Annotated in this window: 13 protein-coding genes; 7 read left to right on the top strand and 6 right to left on the bottom strand. The window is 53.3% G+C overall.

Going from position 1 to position 22,455, the window contains the following annotated elements; all coding sequences use genetic code 11:
• Positions 1-5: 5 nt before the first annotated feature.
• Both WCT94_RS06255 and araC read left to right on the top strand, forming a co-directional pair.
• Positions 6-2,015: a beta-galactosidase gene (locus tag WCT94_RS06255; protein WP_336868599.1), complete on the top strand. Its 2,010-nt coding sequence runs from the start codon at positions 6-8 to the stop codon at positions 2,013-2,015.
• 32 nt (positions 2,016-2,047) lie between these two features.
• Positions 2,048-2,932: an arabinose operon transcriptional regulator AraC gene (gene araC, locus WCT94_RS06250; protein WP_336868597.1), complete on the top strand. Its 885-nt coding sequence runs from the start codon at positions 2,048-2,050 to the stop codon at positions 2,930-2,932.
• A gap of 139 nt (positions 2,933-3,071) precedes the next feature.
• Here araC and WCT94_RS06245 read toward each other — a convergent pair whose 3' ends face one another.
• Positions 3,072-5,135: a carbon starvation CstA family protein gene (locus WCT94_RS06245; protein WP_336868595.1), complete on the bottom strand. Its 2,064-nt coding sequence runs from the start codon at positions 5,133-5,135 to the stop codon at positions 3,072-3,074.
• A gap of 204 nt (positions 5,136-5,339) precedes the next feature.
• Entirely contained in the window at positions 5,340-6,521 is a 1,182-nt protein-coding gene (locus tag WCT94_RS06240; RefSeq protein ID WP_336868594.1) for an MFS transporter, read from the bottom strand.
• A gap of 71 nt (positions 6,522-6,592) precedes the next feature.
• On the opposite strand from WCT94_RS06240, the gene WCT94_RS06235 reads away from it, so the two are divergent.
• Entirely contained in the window at positions 6,593-7,096 is a 504-nt protein-coding gene (locus WCT94_RS06235; RefSeq protein WP_336868593.1) for an Lrp/AsnC family transcriptional regulator, read from the top strand.
• 53 nt (positions 7,097-7,149) lie between these two features.
• On the opposite strand, the gene WCT94_RS06230 is transcribed toward WCT94_RS06235, so the two are convergent.
• The 3 genes from WCT94_RS06230 to WCT94_RS06220 all read right to left on the bottom strand — a co-directional run bounded on the left by WCT94_RS06230 (position 7,150) and on the right by WCT94_RS06220 (position 12,751).
• Positions 7,150-8,067 carry an aldo/keto reductase gene (locus tag WCT94_RS06230; RefSeq protein WP_336868592.1) on the bottom strand — a complete coding sequence of 306 codons (918 nt, stop codon included), beginning with the start codon at positions 8,065-8,067 and terminating at the stop codon, positions 7,150-7,152.
• 204 nt (positions 8,068-8,271) lie between these two features.
• Positions 8,272-10,206, bottom strand: a complete 1,935-nt coding sequence (locus tag WCT94_RS06225) for an exoribonuclease II (RefSeq protein ID WP_336868590.1) — start codon at positions 10,204-10,206, stop codon at positions 8,272-8,274.
• 232 nt (positions 10,207-10,438) lie between these two features.
• Positions 10,439-12,751 (bottom strand): FdhF/YdeP family oxidoreductase, encoded by a 2,313-nt coding sequence (locus WCT94_RS06220; RefSeq protein WP_336868588.1) that lies wholly within the window; start codon positions 12,749-12,751, stop codon positions 10,439-10,441.
• 368 nt (positions 12,752-13,119) lie between these two features.
• On the opposite strand from WCT94_RS06220, the gene WCT94_RS06215 reads away from it, so the two are divergent.
• Complete coding sequence (locus WCT94_RS06215) at positions 13,120-14,022, top strand: LysR family transcriptional regulator (RefSeq protein WP_336868852.1); 903 nt, start codon at positions 13,120-13,122, stop codon at positions 14,020-14,022.
• Here the strand turns inward: WCT94_RS06215 and WCT94_RS06210 are convergent.
• Positions 14,013-15,083 carry a LacI family DNA-binding transcriptional regulator gene (locus tag WCT94_RS06210; protein ID WP_336868586.1) on the bottom strand — a complete coding sequence of 357 codons (1,071 nt, stop codon included), beginning with the start codon at positions 15,081-15,083 and terminating at the stop codon, positions 14,013-14,015. The two genes, WCT94_RS06215 and WCT94_RS06210, sit on opposite strands and share 10 nt — an antisense overlap.
• A gap of 321 nt (positions 15,084-15,404) precedes the next feature.
• Between WCT94_RS06210 and WCT94_RS06205 the strand changes: the two genes are divergently transcribed.
• The 3 genes from WCT94_RS06205 (at position 15,405) to WCT94_RS06195 (ending at position 22,452) form a co-directional block, all read left to right on the top strand.
• Positions 15,405-16,715, top strand: a complete 1,311-nt coding sequence (locus WCT94_RS06205) for an MFS transporter (RefSeq protein ID WP_336868584.1) — start codon at positions 15,405-15,407, stop codon at positions 16,713-16,715.
• Positions 16,716-16,873: 158 nt separating this feature from the next.
• Positions 16,874-19,240, top strand: coding sequence for a glycoside hydrolase family 31 protein (locus tag WCT94_RS06200; RefSeq protein WP_336868582.1), 2,367 nt, complete (start codon positions 16,874-16,876; stop codon positions 19,238-19,240).
• 335 nt (positions 19,241-19,575) lie between these two features.
• Entirely contained in the window at positions 19,576-22,452 is a 2,877-nt protein-coding gene (locus WCT94_RS06195) for a flavocytochrome c (RefSeq protein WP_336868581.1), read from the top strand.
• The last annotated feature ends 3 nt before the right edge of the window (positions 22,453-22,455 follow it).

Raw genomic sequence — 22,455 nt, 5'->3', positions numbered from 1 at the left:
GGCGTATGTCAAAATTATATTATGGTGTTGCCTATTACGATGAGTATATGCCGGAAGAACGTCTGGAAAAAGATATTTCACTCATGCTGGAAACGGGGATCAATGTTGTACGTATTGCAGAATCGACATGGAGCACGTTAGAACCGACAGAAGGTGAGTATAATTTTTATCACATCGATCGTGTTTTGGATGCGATGCATCGTGCAGGGATCGCTGTCATTATCGGCACGCCAACCTATGCGATTCCGTCGTGGCTTGCTCTCAAGCACCCCGAGGTCATGGTGACGACCGTCGAGGGTCAGCAAAAATACGGGCCCCGGCAAGTCATGGATATTGTTAGCCCTGTGTTTCGCCGTTATGCAGAAAATATCATCCGCGTGTTGCTGGAACATGTGCAGCATCACCCTGCGATCATCGGATACCAATTAGATAATGAAACTAAGCATTACGATAATATTGGACGCGACATGCAGGAAGGTTTTATTCAGTATTTGCGCGAAAAATACGTGAGTCTCGATAGGCTTAATCATGATTTCGGCCTCGATTATTGGAGCAACCGTGTCGATCGCTGGGAAGATTTCCCCCCCGTTGAAAACACCATTAATGCCAGCCTCTCTTGTGCTTTCAGTCGCTATCAGCGGCAGCAAGTGACGGATTATTTGGCCTGGCAGGCCAATCTTGTGCGGGAATATGCACAACCACATCATTTCATTACGCACAATTTTGATTTTGAATGGCGCGGTTATTCATTTGGCGTACAGCCTCGCGTCGATCATTTTGCTGCAGTGAAATGTCTGAGTGTTGCGGGCGTCGATATTTATCACCCAAGTCAGTCATATTTAACCGGGAGAGAAATTGCCTTTGGTGGTGACGTTGCGCGGAATCTGAGACAGGGGCGAAATTATTTTGTCCTCGAAACGCAGGCACAAGGGTTTCCGCAGTGGACACCTTATCCAGGGCAATTACGGCTACAAGCCTTTAGCCATATTGCCTCGGGGGCGGCGATGGTGGCGTACTGGCACTGGCATTCCATCCATAACTCGTTTGAAACCTACTGGAAAGGGCTACTGAGCCATGATTTCTCTCGCAATCCTACCTGGCAAGAAGCCACAACGATTGGGGCTGATTTTGCCCGGTTGTCTTCGTCTCTTGAATCATTACGGGCAGATCATGATGTGGCATTATTGGTCAGTAATGAAGCGATGGATGCCCTAAACCAATTCAAACCTGGAGACGCAAAAACTAACGTTTATAACGATATTATTCGTCGGTTTTATGATGCGCTGTATGATCACAATATTTCTCTCGACATTATTAACGATGTGGACGAAAGCACGGCGCGCTATAAGGCTGTGATTATTCCGGCGCTCTATGCCGCTGATAATGGGCTGTTGGAAAGGATTAATGGTTATATTGAACGGGGTGGCCATGCGTTGATTGGCTTCAAGTCGGGGTTCAGTGACGAAAATGTAAAAGTTCGACACAGCACCCAGCCAGGGTTGCTCAGCCGTGTTTGTGGCGTGAGCTACAGTCAGTTTACGTTGCCGGATGCGGTCACCGTTGCCGCCTGCTTGCCGGATATTGATTGCAGCCGTGATAATCGGGCTGATTTATGGATGGAGCTACTGACGCCTTTATCTGAAACTCGCACGTTGTTGCGTTACCTGCATCCGGCCTGGCGTGATTACGTTGCCGCAACCGAGGCGGATTATGGCGATGGACTAGCGATGTATGTAGGATTTCTGCCGCAACCTTTTCTTATTTGCCAGTTATTTGATCATTTGACGCGAGGCATATCGCTTCGTTCGCGCACATCACGCTATGCATTTCCGCTTATTGTGAAACGAATGAAAAATGCTCACGGTAAGTCAATTTCTTTTGTATTTAACTACTCAGGGAAACCCCAATCTTATCACTGTGAAATGGGTGGTTACGCTTTATTAACTGACACTGAGGTTGTAGAGGGTTCATCGTTACTGCTTAACGCTTGGGATTTTATTATTATTGAAAGCTAAGCCTATGCCAGCGGCCATATCGAGAGGTTAATATGGAACTCAATATCAATGAATTATTGAATTTTTCTCCGTTGATGAAAACCTTTACCTTTAATGCCTGGATGGTCGCTGGTTTCACTCCGATATCTCGTGGTTCGGTACTGGATTATTATATTAATCGGCCACAGGGAATGAAGGGATATATTATTAACCTGACGCTGCGCGGACAGGGATGTGCCAAAGTAGGGGAAGGATCGTTATTGTCCAAGGAGAATGAGTTATTGCTTTTTCCGCCGGGAGTTCCACACCATTATGGCCGAGATAAACACAGCGATCACTGGGATCATGTATGGATTTATTTTATTCCCCGGCCTTACTGGAATGACTGGTTAAAATGGGATGACAAAATGCAGGGTATTGGGAAAACAACCATCCAATCCGCTGCAATGAGCCAGAATATACAAGCACTTTTCTATGAGGCGATCCGCCATAACGCCGATTCAACGCCGCTGTCAGAAGCGTTGGCGATGAATGCGCTGGAGCGGTTGATCCTCGCCTGTTTTCAGTTACAGCCTATTAGCAGCCGGTTCGCGCACGATCCAAGGATAAATACGGTATGCACCTACTTAAACGAACATATTGCTGAAGAGCTGAAAATTGAAGCACTGGCGGGGATGGTATTTCTTTCTCCTTCTCGGCTGGCGCATCTGTTCAAAATTGAATTGGGGCAAACTATTTATGCCTGGCGTGAAGTTCAGCGCATCAATTGTGCCAAGCTCTTGATTCAGTCGACGCCATTGCCCATATTTAAAGTCGCGCAGTCAGTGGGGTACAGCGATCCGGTCTATTTCACGCGCTTATTTCGCAAGCATAATGGAATTCCACCGGCGGAATATAAAAAACGCTATGAAAGAATGGGCAGTCTACACGAACCCTGAAGCTGTTGGGCATTTCTCATGACCCCTGCTGGGTTTATCGAAAGGGATAAAAACCACCGTATACCATTACAGAAGTGCTTATTCCGGGCAAAAAAATCCCTCCGCGAGGGAGGGAATGAAGGGGGTACGCCGATGGCGTTTAAGGCTGAGCGCCGTCTCGTAAGACAATCGGGCTCTCTTTTGCCGTTGGGACATCGCTGTTCAGTGCACGACGAATGACGAAGAATGCGGAAACCAGCATTGTCACCGCCACCAGCATGAAGAAGCCACACAGCGCGGCGTTGATCTGGTTACTGAAGACGATGGTTTCCATGTCTTTAATCGATTTGGCCGGTGCGATCAGCGTATTTTGCTCAATACCCGTCGCGAAGCGTTTCGCCTGTGCCAGAAAACCGATGCTAGGCTTTTCATGGAAGATTTTTTGCCAACCCGCCGTCATCGACGTAATAAACAGCCAGACGGTAGGGACGATCGTCACCCACGCATAGCGCTGTTTCTTCATCTTGAACAACACCACGGTACCGAGAATTAACGCCATTGAAGCCAGCATTTGGTTACCGATACCGAACAACGGCCAGAGCGTGTTGATACCGCCCAGCGGATCGATGACACCCTGATACACGAAGAATCCCCAACCGGAAACGGCGACGGTCGTACCGGCCAGATTCCCCAGCCAGGAGTGGCTGTTGGCCAGTCTGGGAATCGCAATCCCAACCAGATCCTGCACCATGAAGCGACAGGCGCGCGTTCCGGCATCTACTGCGGTCAGAATGAACAGGGCTTCAAACAGAATCGCGAAGTGATACCAGAATGCCATCATCGCCCGGCTGTTAAAGATCTCGGTGATGATGTAGGCCATGCCTACTGCGAAGGTCGGCGCACCGCCAGCGCGGGAAAGAATAGAAGCTTCGCCAACGTCATGGGCAATCGCGCTCAATTCCTGCGGGGTAATCACAAATCCCCAGCTATTGATGGCCTGCGAGGCGCTTTCAACCGTGGTGCCGATCAGCGCGGCAGGTGAGTTCATGGCGAAGTAGATGCCTGGTTCGATGACCGAGGCACAAATCAGCGCCATGATGGCGACGAAGGATTCCATCAGCATGGCGCCATAGCCAATGAAGCGGATGTGGCTTTCACGTTCAACCAGTTTCGGCGTGGTGCCACTGGAAACCAGCGCATGGAAGCCCGAAATCGCGCCACAGGCGATGGTAATAAACAAGAAGGGGAACAGCGTACCGGAGAAGACCGGGCCGGTGCCGTCAATAAAGCGGGAAACGGCGGGCATTTTCATTTCCGGCATCGCGAACACGATACCGAAGGCCAGCCCGATAATGACCCCGATTTTCAGGAAGGTGGAGAGGTAATCACGCGGCGCCAGCAGCAGCCAGACCGGCAGCACGGAGGCGATGAAGCCGTAAATCACCAGAACCCAGGTGAGCGACGTGCCTTTCAGCGTAAAGAACGGCCCCCAGTAGGGGTGTGCGGCAATGTTACCGCCATACACAATCGCCAGCATCATCAGAACAAAACCGATGATGGACACTTCCGCGATTTTACCCGGACGTAAAAAGCGCATGTAAACGCCCATAAAGAGCGCGATAGGGATAGTGGCGGCAATGGTGAACAATCCCCACGGACTTTCTGCCAGCGCTTTAACGACAACCAGCGCCAGCGCCGAGAGAATGATGATCATCACGCCCAGTGCGCCAAGCATGGTGATAATACCCGCGAACGTGCCCAGTTCCTGTTTTGCCATCTCCCCCAGAGAGCGACCGTCCCGGCGGGTTGAGATAAATAGCACCAGAAAATCCTGTACGGCACCCGCCAGCATAACGCCGACCAGAATCCAGATCGTGCCGGGGAGGAAGCCCATCTGTGCGGCGAGGATCGGCCCGACCAGCGGTCCGGCCCCGGCGATGGCGGCGAAGTGGTGGCCGAACAGGACCCATTTATTGGTGGGAACGTAATCCAGACCGTCGTTATGACGCTCCGCCGGTGTCAGGCGGCGATCGTCGAGCTCAAAAACTTTTTTGGCGATAAACAGGCTGTAAAAGCGATAGGCAATGCTGTAACACGATACAGCAGCGACGACTAACCACACGGCATTGACGTGTTCACCGCGGCTCAGTGCCAGCGTGGCGAACGCAAAGGCGCCCGCCAGGCCGACTAGCAGCCAGATCACAATGCTCTTTACGTTACTCATAACAACGGCTCCTTCGTTATTCAGAAAGGGTGTAGCGCGAGTGTTAATGCAATTTAACAATAGTGGGTTTAATGGCGAAGAGAAGGGAATGGATGAGAAAATGTGAGCGAAGGTGAGTTTTTGTAAAGAAAATTAAAGCCCAAACAAGGGCTAACGAAATGCGCGGACATAACCCGCGCATTTTTGTATGTGCTGTTTATTTCATCAATGGCATTCTACTGATGCAGTCAACGGGCTGCTTCGTTTATCGACCACACCAACTGCGATAGCAAGGATCAGCGCACTCAGCGACAGGATCCCGCCAGCCCAGTTTGGTGCCGTGAAACCGAAGCCGTTGGCGATAACGCTCCCGCCTACCCAGGCACCGAGGGCATTACCAAGATTAAAGAGACCAATATTGACTGCGGAAGCCAGCGTTGGCGCACCTGCAGCTCGGGCCTTGTCCATCACCAGCTTCTGAATGGGAGAAACGGTCGCAAATCCAAAAGCCGCCATCAGGAATATGCACAATACTGAGGCAATCTGGCTGCTGGCCGTCAAATGGAAGATGAACAAAATGGCAGCCTGTCCAAACAACGTGATGTACAGCATGGGCATTAACGCTCTGTCAGCGAAACGGCCACCCAGCCAGTTGCCAACGAATAAGCCCAAACCAAATACCATCAACAGCCAGGTAATCGATCCTTCTGAGAAGTGGGCGACCTCCGTCATCATGGGCGCGATATAGGTAATTGAGGTAAAGAAAGCCGCGGGACCCAGAATAGTGATGCCCATTGACAACAGGACTTTTGAGTTTCCGAATGCGGCAAACTCATGCCCGATATGCTGTGCTTTGGGTTTGGCGGTGGGAGGAATAAGCATAATTACGCCAACCGCCGTGGCGACCCCAATCACCGTGATGACGTAGAACGTGGCTTGCCAGGAGAACTGATGGCTAATCCAGGTTCCCACTGGGACGCCGATAAGGTTCGCGACCGTAAGGCCGGAGAACATAAAGGCGATGGCACTGACACGTTTCTCTTTAGGCACCATTTCCGCGGCGAGTACAGAGCCAATCCCGAAGAAGGCACCGTGTGTCAGAGACGTGATAATGCGTCCAACGATCGCTATGCCTATAGACGGTGCGAGAGCGGTGACCAAATTCCCCAGAACAAAGAGCCCGGCAAGAAAAACCAGCATGGTTTTTTTGGGTAGCCGGGAGCCCAGAATAATAAGTACAGGCGCGCCGACAAAGACCCCAAGCGCATAGCTTGTCGCCATATACGCCGCCACAGGGATCGTTACTCCGTAATCGGCAGCGATTGCCGGCAGCAAACCCGCGATGATGAATTCTGTCGTTCCAATTCCAAAGGCGCCAATAACCAGGGCCCATAAAGCAATAGGCATGATATCCCCTATGTCTAACAATTTTTGCATGTGATAAATTATGCCTAATACCATTAGGGCAAGGAAACAAAATGACTAATGAAATAGAAAAAACGAATGTGCTTAGGCAGGAAAGACACATCCCCGCAAAACTGGATGATGTGGACCGAAAAATATTAGCCCTTCTGGCCACCGACAGCAGTCGGAGCTATGCCGAGTTAGGGGAAGCGCTGCACCTTTCTGCGCCGTCCGTGCATGAGAGAGTGAAGCGACTAAAAAAGGACGGGGTCATCAAGGGGACCATTGCAAAGATTGATGGCTGTAAGGTCGGTCGGACCTTATTAACCTTTGTGCTGGTAAACACGAAGAATGTCGTGAGTACCAAACGTTTACTGGCACTAAGTCATTTGCCGGAAATTGAGGAGTTTCATACTGTCGCCGGAGATTGTGGCGTCATGCTCAAGGTTCGTGCCCGGGATACGGAAGACTTAGAGGAACTGTTAGGTAAGCTACAGGAAGTGGAAGGTGTCGACAGCACACGTAGCTATATTGTCCTGTCGACCTTTGTTGAACGTGGCCCTATGCCTAGTTTGTAACGCGTTCCCGTTACCCGAGACGCAGGGCCTGTGCGCTTAAGACAACATGTGTCTTAAGGCAGAACGTTTCCGGCGGCACGGTAAATCTCGTACCATTCTTCGCGGCTGAGCGACAGGGTGGACGCCGCCGCGATGTCACGGATACGTTCCGGGCTCATGGTGCCGATAACTACCTGCATCGCGGCAGGGTGACGCAAGATCCACGCGGTGGCGATCGCGGTGTTGGTGACGCCATGCTGCTCGGCAATGTGATTAATCGTCGCGTTCAGCTTGGGGAATTTCTCATTATCGAGGAAAACGCCCTCAAAAAAGCCGTACTGGAAGGGTGACCAGGCCTGAATGGTCATGGTATTCAGGCGGCTGTATTCCAGAATGGCGCCATCGTGATTCACCGATGCCGGGTTCGTCATATTCACGTTAAAACCCGCATCAATCATCCCTGTGTGCATGATACTGAACTGCAATTGATTGGCGATAAGCGGCTGGCGCACGGATTGTTTCAGTAGCTCAATCTGCAACGGGTTCTGATTGCTGACGCCAAAATGGCGCACTTTCCCGCTGCTTTCCAGCTCATCGAAGGCGGCGGCAACCTCATCGGGTTCAAACAGCGTGTCTGGGCGATGCAGCAGGAGCGTATCAAGATAGTCCGTTTTTAAACGCTGTAGGCTGCCTTCAACGGAGGCGATGATGTGTGCTTTAGAGAAGTCAAAAAATCCCTTACGAATTCCGCACTTGGATTGCAGAAAAATCGTGTCCCGTTGGATGGACGTCTTTTGTAAACCGGCGGCGAAAATCTCTTCCGACAAGCCGGAACCATAGATATCCGCGTGATCGAAGAAATCGATGCCTGCCTCGACGGAAGCATTGAGGATCTCAGCCGCTTCATTCGTGCTTTTCTTCGCCATTCGCATACAGCCCAGCGCAATGTTGGAAGCCTGTATCGCGGATGTGCCGATTGTTATTTTTTTCATCGGGAACACTCCTGTTAGTAGGGTTGCCGCCTGCCGTTGACTGCTCTTAAAACGGTTCAGGCGTGGCTATTTCGATAAACAAATCATTGATCAAAGTCGGTGGTAAAGCATATCGCGGAATAAACGATGATGACGCGCGGAGTCGTTCGCGATGAACGCCCGCGCGGAGATGCTGTCCGCCGAGATGAATCGGCGGTATGACGCTTAGGCGGCTGGTTTTGCCACGACGCTGCGGGTTTCCAGACGCACTTCCGCGATGACGACGTCCAGCGTATCCCCCTGACGATAGACGACTTCGCCTTTCACTGCGAGCGTGCCCATTTCCTGGCTGCACACCAGTTCATCGCGCACGGCGTGGATAAAGGAGGACGGGATAAAGGCGACCGCGCCGTTATCCAACAGACGGACACGCAGACCGCCGCGTGTGACATCAATGATTTCCGCATTGAAGCGCACATCGGTACCCGCTTTGTCGCTGAGGTAGCGAGCATATAACCAGTCGCCGACATCACGCTCGGCCATACGGTTAAGGCGACGGCGTTCTGCCAGCTGTACCGTAACATCGTCCTGCGGTTTTTCCGCAGCCTGTCCGGTGATAACCGCTTTCAGCAAACGGTGATTCACCATATCGCCGTATTTACGGATAGGGGATGTCCAGGTGGCATAGGCTTCCAGCCCCAGACCAAAGTGCGGCCCCGGCGTGGTGCTGACTTCCGCGAAAGACTGGAAGCGGCGAATGCGACTATCCAGGAACTGTGTCGGTTGGGCATCCAGCTCGCGACGCAACTTACAGAACCCTGCCAGCGTCAACAGCGCCTGCGCATCGGCCTGAATACCGTGGGTGTCCAACACGGCAACGGCTTGGTCAATCGATGCCGGATCGAAGCCGTTATGGACGTTATAGATACCAAAGCCCAGTTTGTCGCGCAGCACAATGGCCGCACAGACGTTGGCGGCAATCATAGACTCTTCAACGATACGGTTGGCGATGCGGCGGTGTTCAACCACGATATCCAATACATCGCCTTTTTCACCCAGCAGGAAGCGGTAATCAGGACGATCTTTAAATACCAGCGCATGGGTGGTGCGCCATTCGCTGCGGGCCAGACAGACGCGGTGCAGCAAACGAATTTGTTCAGCAATCGCGTCATTTTGCGGCTGCCATTCGCCTTGTTCTTCCAGCCAGTCGGAGACATTGTCATACGCGAGCTTGGCTTTGGATTCGATCCAGGCGGCAAAGAAGTGAATATCTTCACCCAGCGCACCATCGGCGGCAATCGTCACGCGGCAAGCGAGGACAGGGCGACGTTCGTCCGGACGCAGGGAACAGATATCATCGGACAGCGAGCGCGGCAGCATCGGGATGTTGAAGCCGGGCAGGTAGTTGGTGAAGGCACGCTGGCGTGCAATCTTGTCCAATTCGCTACCCGCGTCGACATACGCGGTCGGATCGGCAATCGCGATAGTTAATTGTAGAGAACCATCGCCGTTGTCCTGTACGTACAGCGCATCGTCCATATCTTCAGTGCTGGCGCTGTCGATAGTGACAAAGCTCAGCGCGGTCAGATCTTCGCGGATGAGTTCACCGTCATGGCGCTCCGTTGCTTCAACGTCCGGTGCAGCACGCTCCAGATTATGCCGTGACAATGTCACCCACCACGGCACCAGCGGGTCATCGCCCGTGGTGATGTACTGCGTCAGTTCTGCATGAAATCCACGGTCACCCTTCAGCGGGTGACGGCGCATCTCTGCCACCGCCCAATCGCCGTCCTGAAAATTGTGCGTCACATCGCGCGCGGCACGGCAGGGAATCGCATCTTTCAGCAGCGGATGGTCAGGCGTAATGGATAAACGATCGTCTTTTTTATGAATGCGGCCAACAAATCGGGTCAGGAAGGGTTCGATTAGCGTTTCTGGCTCGACAATTTCCCGCTCTTTTTCTGTATGCAGGGTGGCGGTAATCCGGTCACCGTGCATCACTTTTTTCATGTGCGGAGGGGGAATGAAATAGCTTTTTTGTCCGTCAGCTTCAAGAAAGCCAAATCCTTTATCGGTGCCTTTGACGACACCTTCAACACGCGGTGTCTGAGAGTGAAGTTGCTGTTTTAGCTGTGCAAGCAGCGGATTATCTTGAAACATAGCGTCCAGAAATACGGTTGTGAATGGCTCAATTAGCGGTTCACAGTTTTACTCGAATCGGGTGCTGGCGGCAAGAATAATCGGGGGGAAGGTGGGCGCAGAGCGGCGGCCAAAGCGCGGATAAATTCGAGTCACGTCAGGGCCGACTTGAACACGTCCCCCTGCCGTACACGCTATCGATTTTACGGCACGGCAGGGGGAGCTTTTGATGCGGCGGCTAGAGGGCAGATGCCTAGGCGATGCGCAGCAGAGATTCAGTTTGCATACTACGACGAACGCTAACTGGTACCGATTTAGACGTCGGCGTGTGCGTTTCATCCCCGAAGCTAGACAGCGGTACCAGCGGGTTGGTTTCCGGGTAATACGCTGCCAGATTGCCGCGCGGAATGGCGTAGCTCACCAGCTTGAAACCGTTGACGACGCGGGTGATACCGTCGTTCCACAACGTTTCGATATCGACCCGATCGCCATCTTCCAGCCCCAGCGCGCGGATATCATCCGGGTGCATGAACAGAACTTCCCGCTGCCCGTACACGCCGCGGTAGCGGTCATCCAGCCCATAAATGGTGGTGTTGTACTGGTCGTGCGAACGCAGGGTTTGCAAGGTAAAAGGCACGTCGCTGCCTTGTAGCTGTGGGAACAGCGTATCGGGCAGCGCGACATGGCTGAATTGCGCTTTCCCGTTGAGGGTATTGAAGCGCAGCTCGGCGGCAGCGTTACCGAGATAGAATCCGCCCGGGAGGTCGCAGTTGGCATTGAAATCGGTAAAGCCGGGAATGGTCGCGGCGATGTGATCGCGGATGCGTGAGTAATCGTCCGCCAGCGCCAGCCAGTCGATCTGTTCATGACCGAGAACCGCATTGGCAATCCCGGCAACAATTGCTGTTTCCGAGCGCTGCAACGGCGAAAGCGGCTGTCCGACACCCTGTGACGCATGCACCATGCTGAAAGAATCTTCGACGGTAATAAACTGCGGGCCGCTGGCCTGCATGTCGAGATCGGTACGGCCAAGCGTCGGCAGAATCAATGCATCAACCTTGCCCGTAACCAGGTGGCTGCGATTGAGTTTGGTACTGATATGTACGGTCAGATCGCAACGGCTGAGCGCCTCTTCGGTACGCGCTGAATCCGGTGCAGCAGCGGCGAGGTTACCGCCCAGCGCGATGAGCACTTTTATCTCATCACGCAGCATCGCTTCCAGCGCTTCTACCGTGTTGTGGCCTGCGACGTAAGGCGGTGTGAAACCATAATGCGCCGCCAGACGATCGAGAAATGCCGCTGTCGGCTTCTCATCGATCCCCATGGTCCGGTTACCCTGCACATTACTGTGGCCGCGCACTGGACACAGACCTGCACCCGGTTTCCCTAACTGCCCGAACAGCAGTTGCAGGTTTACGATCTCCCGCACGGTAGCGACGGAATGCTTGTGCTGAGTAATGCCCATCGCCCAGGTGCAAATCACCCGCGGAGACTGCTGATAAATCGCCGCCACATAGCGCAGTTGCGCTTCGTTCAGGCCGGACTGCTGTTCGATTTTCTGCCAGCTTGTCGCGTCGACAACGGCCAGATACTCGTCCACCTGTTGGGTATGCGTAGACAGGAAATCCTGATCGAATAAACCCGCTTCCCCGGCAGACAGACGCTGGCGATGCGTTTCCAGCAGCGCTTTTACCATGCCGCGCACGGCGGCCATATCGCCGCCCAGATTAGGTTGCAGGTAGGTTTCACTAATGGTGCCGGACAGTGGCGTGAGCAGCTCCAGCGGATTCTGCGGATTGGCAAAACGTTCCAGACCGCGTTCGCGTAGCGTATTAAAGGAGACGATATGCGCGCCGCGATCGGCGGCGTGGCGCAGGCTGTGCAGCATGCGTGGGTGATTGGTGCCAGGATTCTGACCAAAAACGAAGATGGCGTCAGCGTGTTCAAAATCATCCAGCCGGATCGTGCCTTTCCCCACACCGATACTCTGTTTCAGGCCAATTCCGCTGGCCTCATGGCACATATTCGAGCAGTCGGGAAAATTGTTGGTGCCCAACATGCGGCCAAAAAGCTGATACAGATAAGAGGCTTCATTACTGGCACGGCCGGACGTATAAAGCTCCACCTGATCGGGATGAGCCATATTATTGATGTGCTGAGCAATCAGCGCAAACGCCGCGTCCCAGTCGATGGGAACATAGCGGTCGCTGGCGCGGTCATAGCGCATCGGGTGGGTTAAACGCCCCTGATACTCAAGGAAATAGTCGCTTTGCTGGCGTAGCGTCGTGACGCTATGGGCGGCGAAGAAATCCAGATCGACCGCTTTGCGCGTCGCTTCCCAACTGACCGCTTTCGCGCCGTTTTCGCAGAAACTGAACGTGCTGCTGTTGTCATCACCCCAGGCGCAGCCGGGGCAGTCAAAACCTTTCGATTTATTGACCCGCAACAAGTTTCGGATATTTTTCAGCGCTTGCTTGCTGTCGAGCACAAAACGCGTGGTGGCTTCCAACGAGCCCCAGCCGCCAGCCGCATTGCGGTATGGCTTGATGGATGGTTTGAATTTCATAGCATGTTCCGCAGGTGAATAAACCCGTCATACTTCAAGTTGCAGGTGTGTTGGCCGCCTCAAATACTCGGCCCGTCGTGGGCCTCGCCCTGAAGGGCCGCTGCAAGCAGCGTTCAAATCTGCTCCCAGCAGATTTGTCACCCCAGTCACTTACTTGAGTAAGCTCCTGGGGACTCGCTGCGTTGCCGCCGGCCTGAAACTCGAATTATTTAGGGTTTTGTTTTTTTTATGTGAACAAAATTTTAAATATTTGCTCTTGAGGGAAGTTTAGGTGCCGTCGGCGATCCCGTCTAATCAAATGCGGCTATGGTGGGATAGAGGTTATTTATCAGAGTATACTTATGGCTTACCCACTACAGAGTCTGACGATGGATATTAAGCAACTGCAATACCTGTGCAATCTGGAGAAAGAGCGCCATTTTGGCCGGGCAGCGGAAGCCAGTTTTGTCAGTCAGCCAACGCTCTCCATGCGGTTGAAGAATCTGGAAAAAGAGCTGGATCTGGCGCTAATCAACCGGGGTAACAATTTTGAGGGCTTTACCGCCGAAGGCGAGCGCGTGCTGGCCTGGGCACGGGAGATCGTCTCGGTGTATCAGGGGCTGAAGCTGGAAGTGGCGTCGCTGAAGCGTGGCGTGAGTGGCGTATTGCGCATCGGTGCGGTGCCGCAAAGCAGCATCGCGTTATCGAGCCTGCTGGCCGCGGTCAATGAGGTTTACCCGCAGTTGGATTTTCAGATTTCTCTGTTCAGTGCGGATCAACTGCTGGAAGCGCTGAATGCGCACTCGGTGGATGTCGGTATCGGCTTTTTTGAGTTTTCGACGCTACAGGAGCTGCACTTTCAGGCATCGCCGCTAATGGAGCAGGGCATCGATCTGTTGTTTCATCCTCACCATTTCCCGCAGTTAGTGGGTGACACGCCGCTGCCTCTCACCGCACTCTCCGATGTGCCGCTTTGTCTGGCGGAGGCCAGCCGTTATTTCCGTCGCTATCTGGATAGCCATTTCCGCGAAATGGGTGTCTCGCCGTGGGTAAAAGTGGAAAGCGCTTCTGTCCTGCAACTGATCCAAAGTACCTATGTCGGGCTGGGGTGTGGGATTGTTCCCCGCGGCAGCTTGATCTCGGAAATGACGCCCGCGTTAACGCTGCGGCCGCTGCACTTTCCGCCGATGCGCCGCCGCGCCGCGGTTGTTGTCGCACAGGCAGGCAGAGCGACACCGCTGGCGCAGAATTTCTTTGATGCGGCACAGCAGTGGTTGCAGGCTCAGTCGTAAAGGCTTTCGTCCTGTACGGGTGCTACCGATTTACTGGCGCGCAGCCGCCTGACGGATTGGCGAACGACCAGCGTACCGTTGAGTAGCGTGTTGCCAACCGGGGCTTCGGGACGGATCAGGCGGTATTGCAGCAGCCTGACGGCCTCTTCGCCCAGCGCTTCACGCGGCACGTGTACCGACGTGAGCGGCACATCGTGAATGGCCGACAGATTGAAGCCATCCATACTCATCACCGAGACGTCCTGCGGTACGCGCAATCCTGCCTTATGCAGCGCATTGACCACCCCGACCGCGATGAAATCACCGCCTGCCAGAATAGCCGTAGGCCATTTATCCTGCGGACAGCGGGACAAAAAGGCGTTCATCGCCTGTTCCGCATCTGCCGTGCTGAAATTATCTAACGACAGCAAGTTCTCCCCACTGGAAAACGGCAGATTATGGTACTGATAGGCATCCCGGATACCGTCCAGACGTAGCTCCATGGTGTAGCGACGCAGGCATAACAGCGTCAACACGGTATGGTGTCCTTGCTCGAAGAGATAGTGCGCGGAGAACTCGCCGATTAACCGGTGTGCCGGTGCCACACCCGGCAGTCGCATCTTACGGTCGAGACAGTTAATCAATATGCAGGGCTTACCGCTGTCTGCCGCCAGCGCGTGAATATAGGGATCGTCGATGCCGATCAGCAGTGCCGCCTCCGTGGCCGGATCGCGCATTTTGTCTAAAAAGAGCGCGGCATCGCTGTCATTTTCTTCCAGTCCACAGTATCGCACTCGCACATCGTGCGGCTTTAGGGCATCAATGATGCTCTGTACCACTTTGTGATAGAAGATGTCGGACCGAATATCAAAAGCGCGCGGTGGAGCGAATATTGTCAGCCCGTTCAAGAGCAGGCGGCCGTTGGCAAGATCGGCCAGTACGCCGCACTGGCGGGCACAGTTGAGAATCTCTGCTTTTGCGTGCTCGCTGGTATTGGACTGACCAGACAATACGCGTGAAACCGTACTGATCGAGTAGCCTGTCCGCTGCGCAATTTCACGTATTTTCAGGTTTCCTTTCATTTTGTGATCCCGTTCACCTTAGAAAATGACAAAGTTTTCATTGCTATCTGTTTCCTGTTTTCAGGCGATACAGAGGGTTTTTTGCCTGCATTTTGACCATAGCATGAAAATGTTTTCAAAAAAGTGAGTGTTTCACGATTTTCAATTGTTCTACTCTCGATTTGGTAAACCAATTTCAGTGGTTAGAGGCAATAAAAAAAGGATTTAAATTAATAAATACAATGACATGAAAATGGTTTGAGTGTTCGGCAGGCTATAAATACAAAAATGCCGCTGAGATATCAGACCAATGTAACCCTACTTTCCTGTATAGGAGTCACCATGAGTCTCGACATCAATTCGTCCTCCATCGCTACCAAAGGCAAACGGACATTCAGAAACCTGCGCTGGTGGGTTCTTGGCCTGTTTCTGCTTGGCGTTACTGTTAACTACATCACGCGTAACTCGCTCGGTATTCTGGCACCAGAACTGAAAACCACGATGGGTATCACCACCGAGCAATATTCCTGGATTGTGGGTGCATTCCAGCTTGCGTACACCATCTTTCAGCCGATTTGCGGCTGGCTGATCGATGTCATCGGTCTGAAAATGGGCTTTATGATCTGCGCCACAATCTGGGCGCTGATGTGCATCTTCCACGCGGGGGCGGGAAGCTGGCTGCATCTGGCGATTCTGCGCTTTTTTATGGGGGCATCGGAAGCCGCGGCGACACCGGCGAATGCGAAAACGTTGGGGGAGTGGTTCCCGAAAAAGGAACGTCCGATTGCGGCAGGTTGGGCCGGTGTCGGTTTCTCCATCGGCGCGATGCTGGCACCGCCGATTATCGTCGTGGCGCATGCCTATCTGGGCTGGCAGGGCGCATTTATGTTCACCGGTGGGCTGGCGCTGCTGTGGGTGGTACTGTGGTGGCTGTTCTACCATAACCCGGAAGATCACCCCAATTTAAGCCGCGAGGAGCTGGATTTCATCCGTCAGGACAATGAAGCGCCTCCTGTCAAACTGCCTTTCTTTACCGCGCTGAAAACCGTCTCAAAAAACAAACGCTTTTACGGTATTGCGATTCCCGCTTTTATGGCGGAACCCGCGTGGGCCGTGCTCAGCTTTTGGGTACCGCTCTATCTGGCAAATGAACGCGGTATGGATCTGAAACAAATCGCGATGTTTGCATGGCTACCGTTTCTTGCCGCCGATCTGGGCAGCGTCGCCAGCGGCTACCTCACTCGGCTCTACACCCGCTGGTTCGGCTGTTCGCGCGTTAACTCGATTGTGGCCAGCTCGGTAACGGGTGCGTTTCTGATGCTGTCGCTGGCGTTGGTCGCCATCAGTAAAGATCCGTGGGTCGCAATTCTGCTGATTTCCATCGGCGGGTTCGGCCATCAGGTGATTTCCTGCATGCTGAGCGCACTGGTGGTGGAATCGTTTGATAAAGGTCAGATGGCCACGGTGAACGGGATGCGCGGTTCGTTTGCCTGGATTGCCAGCTTCCTGTTCTCGCTGTTGATTGGCGTCACGGCCGACAAAATCGGGTTTAACCCGCTGTTTGTCGCCATGGGATTCTTCGATCTGATCGGTGCCGTCTTCCTGATCGCATTTATTGCTGAACGTCGTGGGAAAACGCGGTCGCAGGCATAACGGCTTATGCCATTCGTTTAAGACGCGAGATACACGGAGCGACCACGGGGCGAGGCTTCCCTAAGGGAACCTCATCCCCGTGTTTCTCCTAAAAATGGGCTTAAGGGACCTGCATTAAGCATAACGACGAGTTTATTCTTTCCTGAAAAGGACGCTGTATGAAAACGTTGAAAAATTGGGTGTTTCGTCATCAGAGCGCCGATCATGTTGAGCTGTTGGTGGATGATAAACATGTTTTTCGTCTGTACGTGCTGGAACCGATGTTGGCCCGCGTGCTGGTTAAACAAAATGGTGAACTCAAGCTGAACCGCACCTGGAGCATCGCGCCGCAGCAGGATGTTCCCTGGCAGGGACGCAGCCGCGAAAGTAGCGAAGGCTTTAGCCTGCCGGGATTCTCACTGGAACAGCTGGACGATGCATTGCGTATCAGCACCGCGCGGATGCGAATTACGATTCATCAACCGCTGTGGCTGGCATGGGAGTACCTCAATGAACAGGGCGAATGGCAGCCGTTTGCCGCCGATCGCCCCACCAGCGCCTACCTGCTGAACCCGCATGGTGACGGCGTGGCGCATTATCAGCGCCGTTTCGCGACAGAGCGTTATTACGGTCTGGGCGAGAAGGCGGGCGATCTTGAACGCACCGGACAGCGATTTGAGTTTCGCAATCTGGATGCGATGGGCTACAACGCGGCGAGCACCGATCCGCTGTATAAGCATGTCCCGTTTACCATTACCCGACGCGACGATGTCAGCTTCGGCCTGTTTTACGATAATCTGAGCACGACCTGGCTCGATCTCGGCAATGAAATCGATAACTACCATCTGGCTTATCGGCGCTATCAGGCGGAGGCGGGCGATCTCGACTATTACCTGTTCATCGGGCCGCGCGTGTTGGATGTAACGAAAGCGTTCGTTCGCCTGACGGGGAAAACGCTCTTTGGGCCAAAGTGGAGCCTCGGCTATAGCGGTTCCACCATGCATTACACCGACGCGCCGGATGCGCAGCAGCAACTGATGAAATTTATCGCGCTGTGTCGTGAGCACCATATTCCGTGTGATTCGTTCCAACTCTCATCGGGCTACACGTCGATTAACAATAAGCGCTATGTGTTTAACTGGAACTACGACAAAGTCCCCCAGCCGGAGGTGATGTCTCAGGCCTTCCACGATGCGGGCCTCAAGCTGGCTGCCAATATCAAGCCCTGTCTACTGCAAGATCATCCCAAATATGAAGAGGTATCGGCGCAGGGGCTATTTATCCTCGATTCCGAAGCCGATGTGCCAGAACGCTCCAGCTTTTGGGATGACGAAGGGTCGCACCTTGATTTCACCAACCCGGCAACGGTGGCGTGGTGGCAGGAGAACGTCACCCGGCAGTTGTTGGAGAAAGGGATTGATTCGACGTGGAATGACAATAACGAATATGAAGTCTGGGATGGCGAAGCCCGCTGCCACGGATTCGGCGACACGATGGCGATCAAACACATTCGCCCACTGATGCCGTTGCTGATGATGCGCGCCTCCCTAGAAGCACAGCAGCGTTTTGCCCCGACGCAGCGCCCTTATCTGATCTCCCGTTCCGGCTGTGCGGGAATGCAGCGCTACGTGCAAACCTGGAGCGGCGATAACCGCACCAACTGGCAGACGCTGCGCTACAACACCCGAATGGGCGTGGGAATGAGTCTGTCCGGCCTGTTTAATGTTGGGCATGACGTCGGCGGCTTCTCCGGTGACAAACCGGACGCTGAGCTTTTTGTGCGCTGGGTACAAAATGGCGTGATGCATCCGCGTTTCACTATCCATTCCTGGAATGATGACCATACGGTGAACGAACCGTGGATGTATCCCGCGGTAACGCCTGCGATCCGCAGCGCCATTGCGCTGCGCTATCGCCTGTTGCCGTATTTTTACACCTTGCTATGGCAGGCTAGTGCGGATGATGAGCCGATGCTGCGCCCAACGTTCCTCGACCATGAGCAGGACAGCGCGACGCTGGCAGAAACCGACGATTTCATGCTGGGACGAGACATTCTGGTTGCCAGCGTGGTTGAAGCGGGGCAGCGCAAGCGCACGGTGTACCTGCCGGCGAATACGTCAGGCTGGTACGATTTCCATTCCGGCCAGTGGTTCAGCGGCGGACAGACGATTGTGTTGGATGCTCCGCTGGAACGGCTCCCGCTGCTGGTCCGTGCGGGGGCGATGATCCCGCTGTCCGGACGAACGGCGCACGTCAGCCCACAGGAAGACGAACAGCGTGAATTCCTGCTATTCCCGCCTGCGGCGGGTGGCACGGACAGCGGGCTACTGTTTGAAGACGATGGTGAAACGTGGCAATGGCGTGAAGGTAATGCGCTGTGGCTGCGCTGGGAAATCTGTACTGATAGCCAACGGATTGACGTGACGTTCACATCGGAAGGGCGATATCAGCCTGCCTGGCGGCACGCGACGCTACGTCTTCCAGCGGGTGAGCAGCGTCAGCTGTACATTAACGGCGTCCACACGAATACCTATCAACACCAATAGCCATCCCATTTTTGCCCCGGTCTTATTTGTTTACCGGGGCGTTTTTTTGTTATGCAGAATATCAATAATATTCGATTGGTTATTTTCAGGATAAGAAAATGTTAACGAAGTGAATGGAGTATTAAATATAAAAAAGAGTTGTGCGAATACCCTTAATAAAAGCGGATCTACAAAATAGTTTAAATAGTAAGAAAACATTTTATAACATCAAAAAAAATAGATACTTGGTAAGTAATAAGTTCGCAAATTATCAGCCAAAAGAATTAATAAAAACAAACATGGCGGCTTCTGATTCATTTGCGAACAGAGTTTCTATTTTAAGTGGAGTATTCGCTATGAAGAATAATCACCATGATCTATTTGCCGCTTTTACACTCCCCAACGGCGCGACGCTGAAAAATCGGGTACTGATGGCACCCATGACCACCTGTAGTGGGTTTTACGATGGGAGCGTGACCAAAGAGCTGGTGGAATATTATCAGGCCAGAGCAGGCAGCATTGGTACCGTGATTGTGGAATGCTGTTTTATTGATGACAAAGGGTTGGCTTTTCCCGGTGCGATAGGAATAGACCACGACGACAAAATTGCCGGATTGGCCAAAATTGCGACGGCGATTAAAGAGAAAGGTTCGACGGCGATCCTGCAAATTTATCACGGCGGCCGCATGGTCGAACCGCGTTTTATCGGTGGTGCGACGCCGGTTGCGCCGAGCGCCATTGCCGCGCCGCGCGCAGGAGCGACGGTTCCGGTCGCGCTGTCGGGCGACGAGGTTGACGCCATGATCGGCAAGTTTGGTGATGCCGTCCGTCGTGCCATTCAGGCGGGGTTCGATGGGGTAGAAATTCACGGCGCGAACACCTACCTGATCCAACAGTTCTATTCTCCCCACTCTAATCAACGTTCAGATAAATGGGGCGGCAGCCGTGACAACCGTGCAGCATTTCCGCTGGCGGTACTGGATATCACCCATGAGGTCGCGGCTCAATACGCCGATCCTGCATTTATTATCGGCTATCGTTTCTCGCCAGAAGAGATCGAAGAGCCGGGTATTCATTTTGATGATTCACTCTATCTGCTGGAAAAATTAGCGGCGCGCGGGTTGGATTACGTCCACTTCTCTATGGGAAATATCCTGCGCTCATCCATTATTGAGATTAATGACCCGACGCCGTTGATTAAAAAATATGTTTCCCGTCGTTCTGCAACATTAGCCGCGATTCCGGTTATTGGCGTCGGGGATATTGTGAATCAGGCAGACGCCGATGCGGCGCTGGAAAATGGTTATGACCTGATTGCCGTCGGCAGAGCCTGTATTGCTTATCCAGACTGGGCAGATCGTATTGCCAAGCAGGAAAAGCTCGAACTTTATATTGCCAGTGATAAACGTGAAGCATTAATGATTCCCGAACCGCTGTGGCGTTTTTCATTAGTAGAAGCCATGATTCGGGATGTAAATTTAACCGGAAAAAAATTTAAATCCGGGGTTTATCAGGAAAATGTTCAGGATGAATGTGGCGAGCTGCGAATTCATGTTCATTTTGAGCAGAATCGGGTCGCCGATATCGCGCTGGAGAATAGCGAGATCGATGATTCATTGAAAATCAGTTTTGAGATTATCCGCGAACGCATTCTGGATACCAATAGTCCCCACGTTGATGCCGTAACGGGTGCCACGGCGCAGAGTGAAGCCATTAAAAAGGCGGTCACCAAGGCGATGGTGAAATCCAGCAAAGACGCCATTATTGCTGATGGCGGTAACCCAAACGCGCGCCGCGAAGCGGACGTGGTGGTGATTGGCAGCGGCGGTGCGGGGCTGGCGGCGGCGATTCAGGCCAGCGAAGAGGGCGCGCGCGTTATAGTGATTGAAAAGATGCCGGTCATTGGTGGGAATACCATCAAGGCGTCTGCTGGTATGAACGCGGCGGGAACCGTCTTCCAGCAAAATAAAGGCATCGAAGATAGCCACGCGCTGTTCTATGACGAAACCCTGAAAAGCGGTAAACAGAAGAACAATCCCGCGCTGGTGAAGTACTTCGTCGATCATGCGTCAGACGCCATTAACTGGCTGGCGCAGCACGATATTGAACTGAGCGATATCACCACGACGGGCGGCATGAGCGTTGACAGAACACATCGGCCAGCCAACGGCGCAGCGGTGGGCGGCTATCTGGTCAGCGGGCTGATTAAAAACCTCAATAAATACAATATTGAGGTGCTGCTGGAAACGTCAGTGACTGAAATTGTGCAGGAGAAGGGCAAGGTTACTGCTGTCAGCGTCGTCAATGAGGAGCAGGAAGAGAGCCAAATTGCGACAAAAGCGGTGATTGTCGCGACGGGCGGCTTTAGCGCGAACGCATCGATGGTGGTGTCATACCGACCAGACCTGAAAGGTTTCGTCACCACCAACCATAAAGGGGCGACGGGCGGTGGCATTCGCCTGCTGGAACAGATCGGTGCGGATACGGTGGACATGGGGGAAATTCAGACCCATCCGACGGTGGAACAGACGACGTCTTATCTGATTTCCGAATCCATTCGCGGCGGCGGAGCTATTCTGGTGTCGCAGCGTGGAGAACGTTTCTTTAACGAAATGGAGACGCGGGATAACGTCTCATCAGCCATCGTGAACCTGTCGGAAGGCTATGCGTACATCCTGTTTGATGAACAGGTGAGAAGCCGCAACCGGGCGGTCGAAGAGTATGTCGCGCAAGGGCTGACCGTTAGCGCGGACAGCATCGCGGAACTGGCCGACCTGCTGGATATGCCGCCAACTGCGCTGCAAGCCTCCCTCGAACGCTACAATGCCTTCATTGCCAATAAACAGGATGAAGATTTTGGTCGCACGACGGGGATGCGCGACCCGCTGAATCAGGCGCCTTACTACGCCATTAAGGTGGCGCCGGGCGTACACCATACGATGGGGGGCGTCACCATCAACGAGAAAGCGGAAGTGCTGAACCGTTATAAAGAGACGATTTCCGGGGCTTACGCAGCAGGGGAAGTGGTTGGCGGTATTCACGGGGCGAACCGGATTGGCGGCAACGCCGTAGCGGATATCATTATCTTCGGGATTCAGGCGGGTATTCAGGCGGCGGCCTATGCGCGGGCGCCGCGTCGTTCCGACGTTTTTCCAACGAAAGCACGTCAGCCAAAGTTTGCGAAAGCGGCGGCGAAAACGGCTGAAAACCAGCCGATGCTGATAGAGGAATAAGTG

Source organism: Pectobacterium sp. 1950-15, from assembly GCF_037136835.1.
GTDB lineage: Bacteria > Pseudomonadota > Gammaproteobacteria > Enterobacterales > Enterobacteriaceae > Pectobacterium.
Note: the sequence above shows the minus strand (reverse complement) of the source record. Positions and strands in the feature narration are given on the sequence as shown.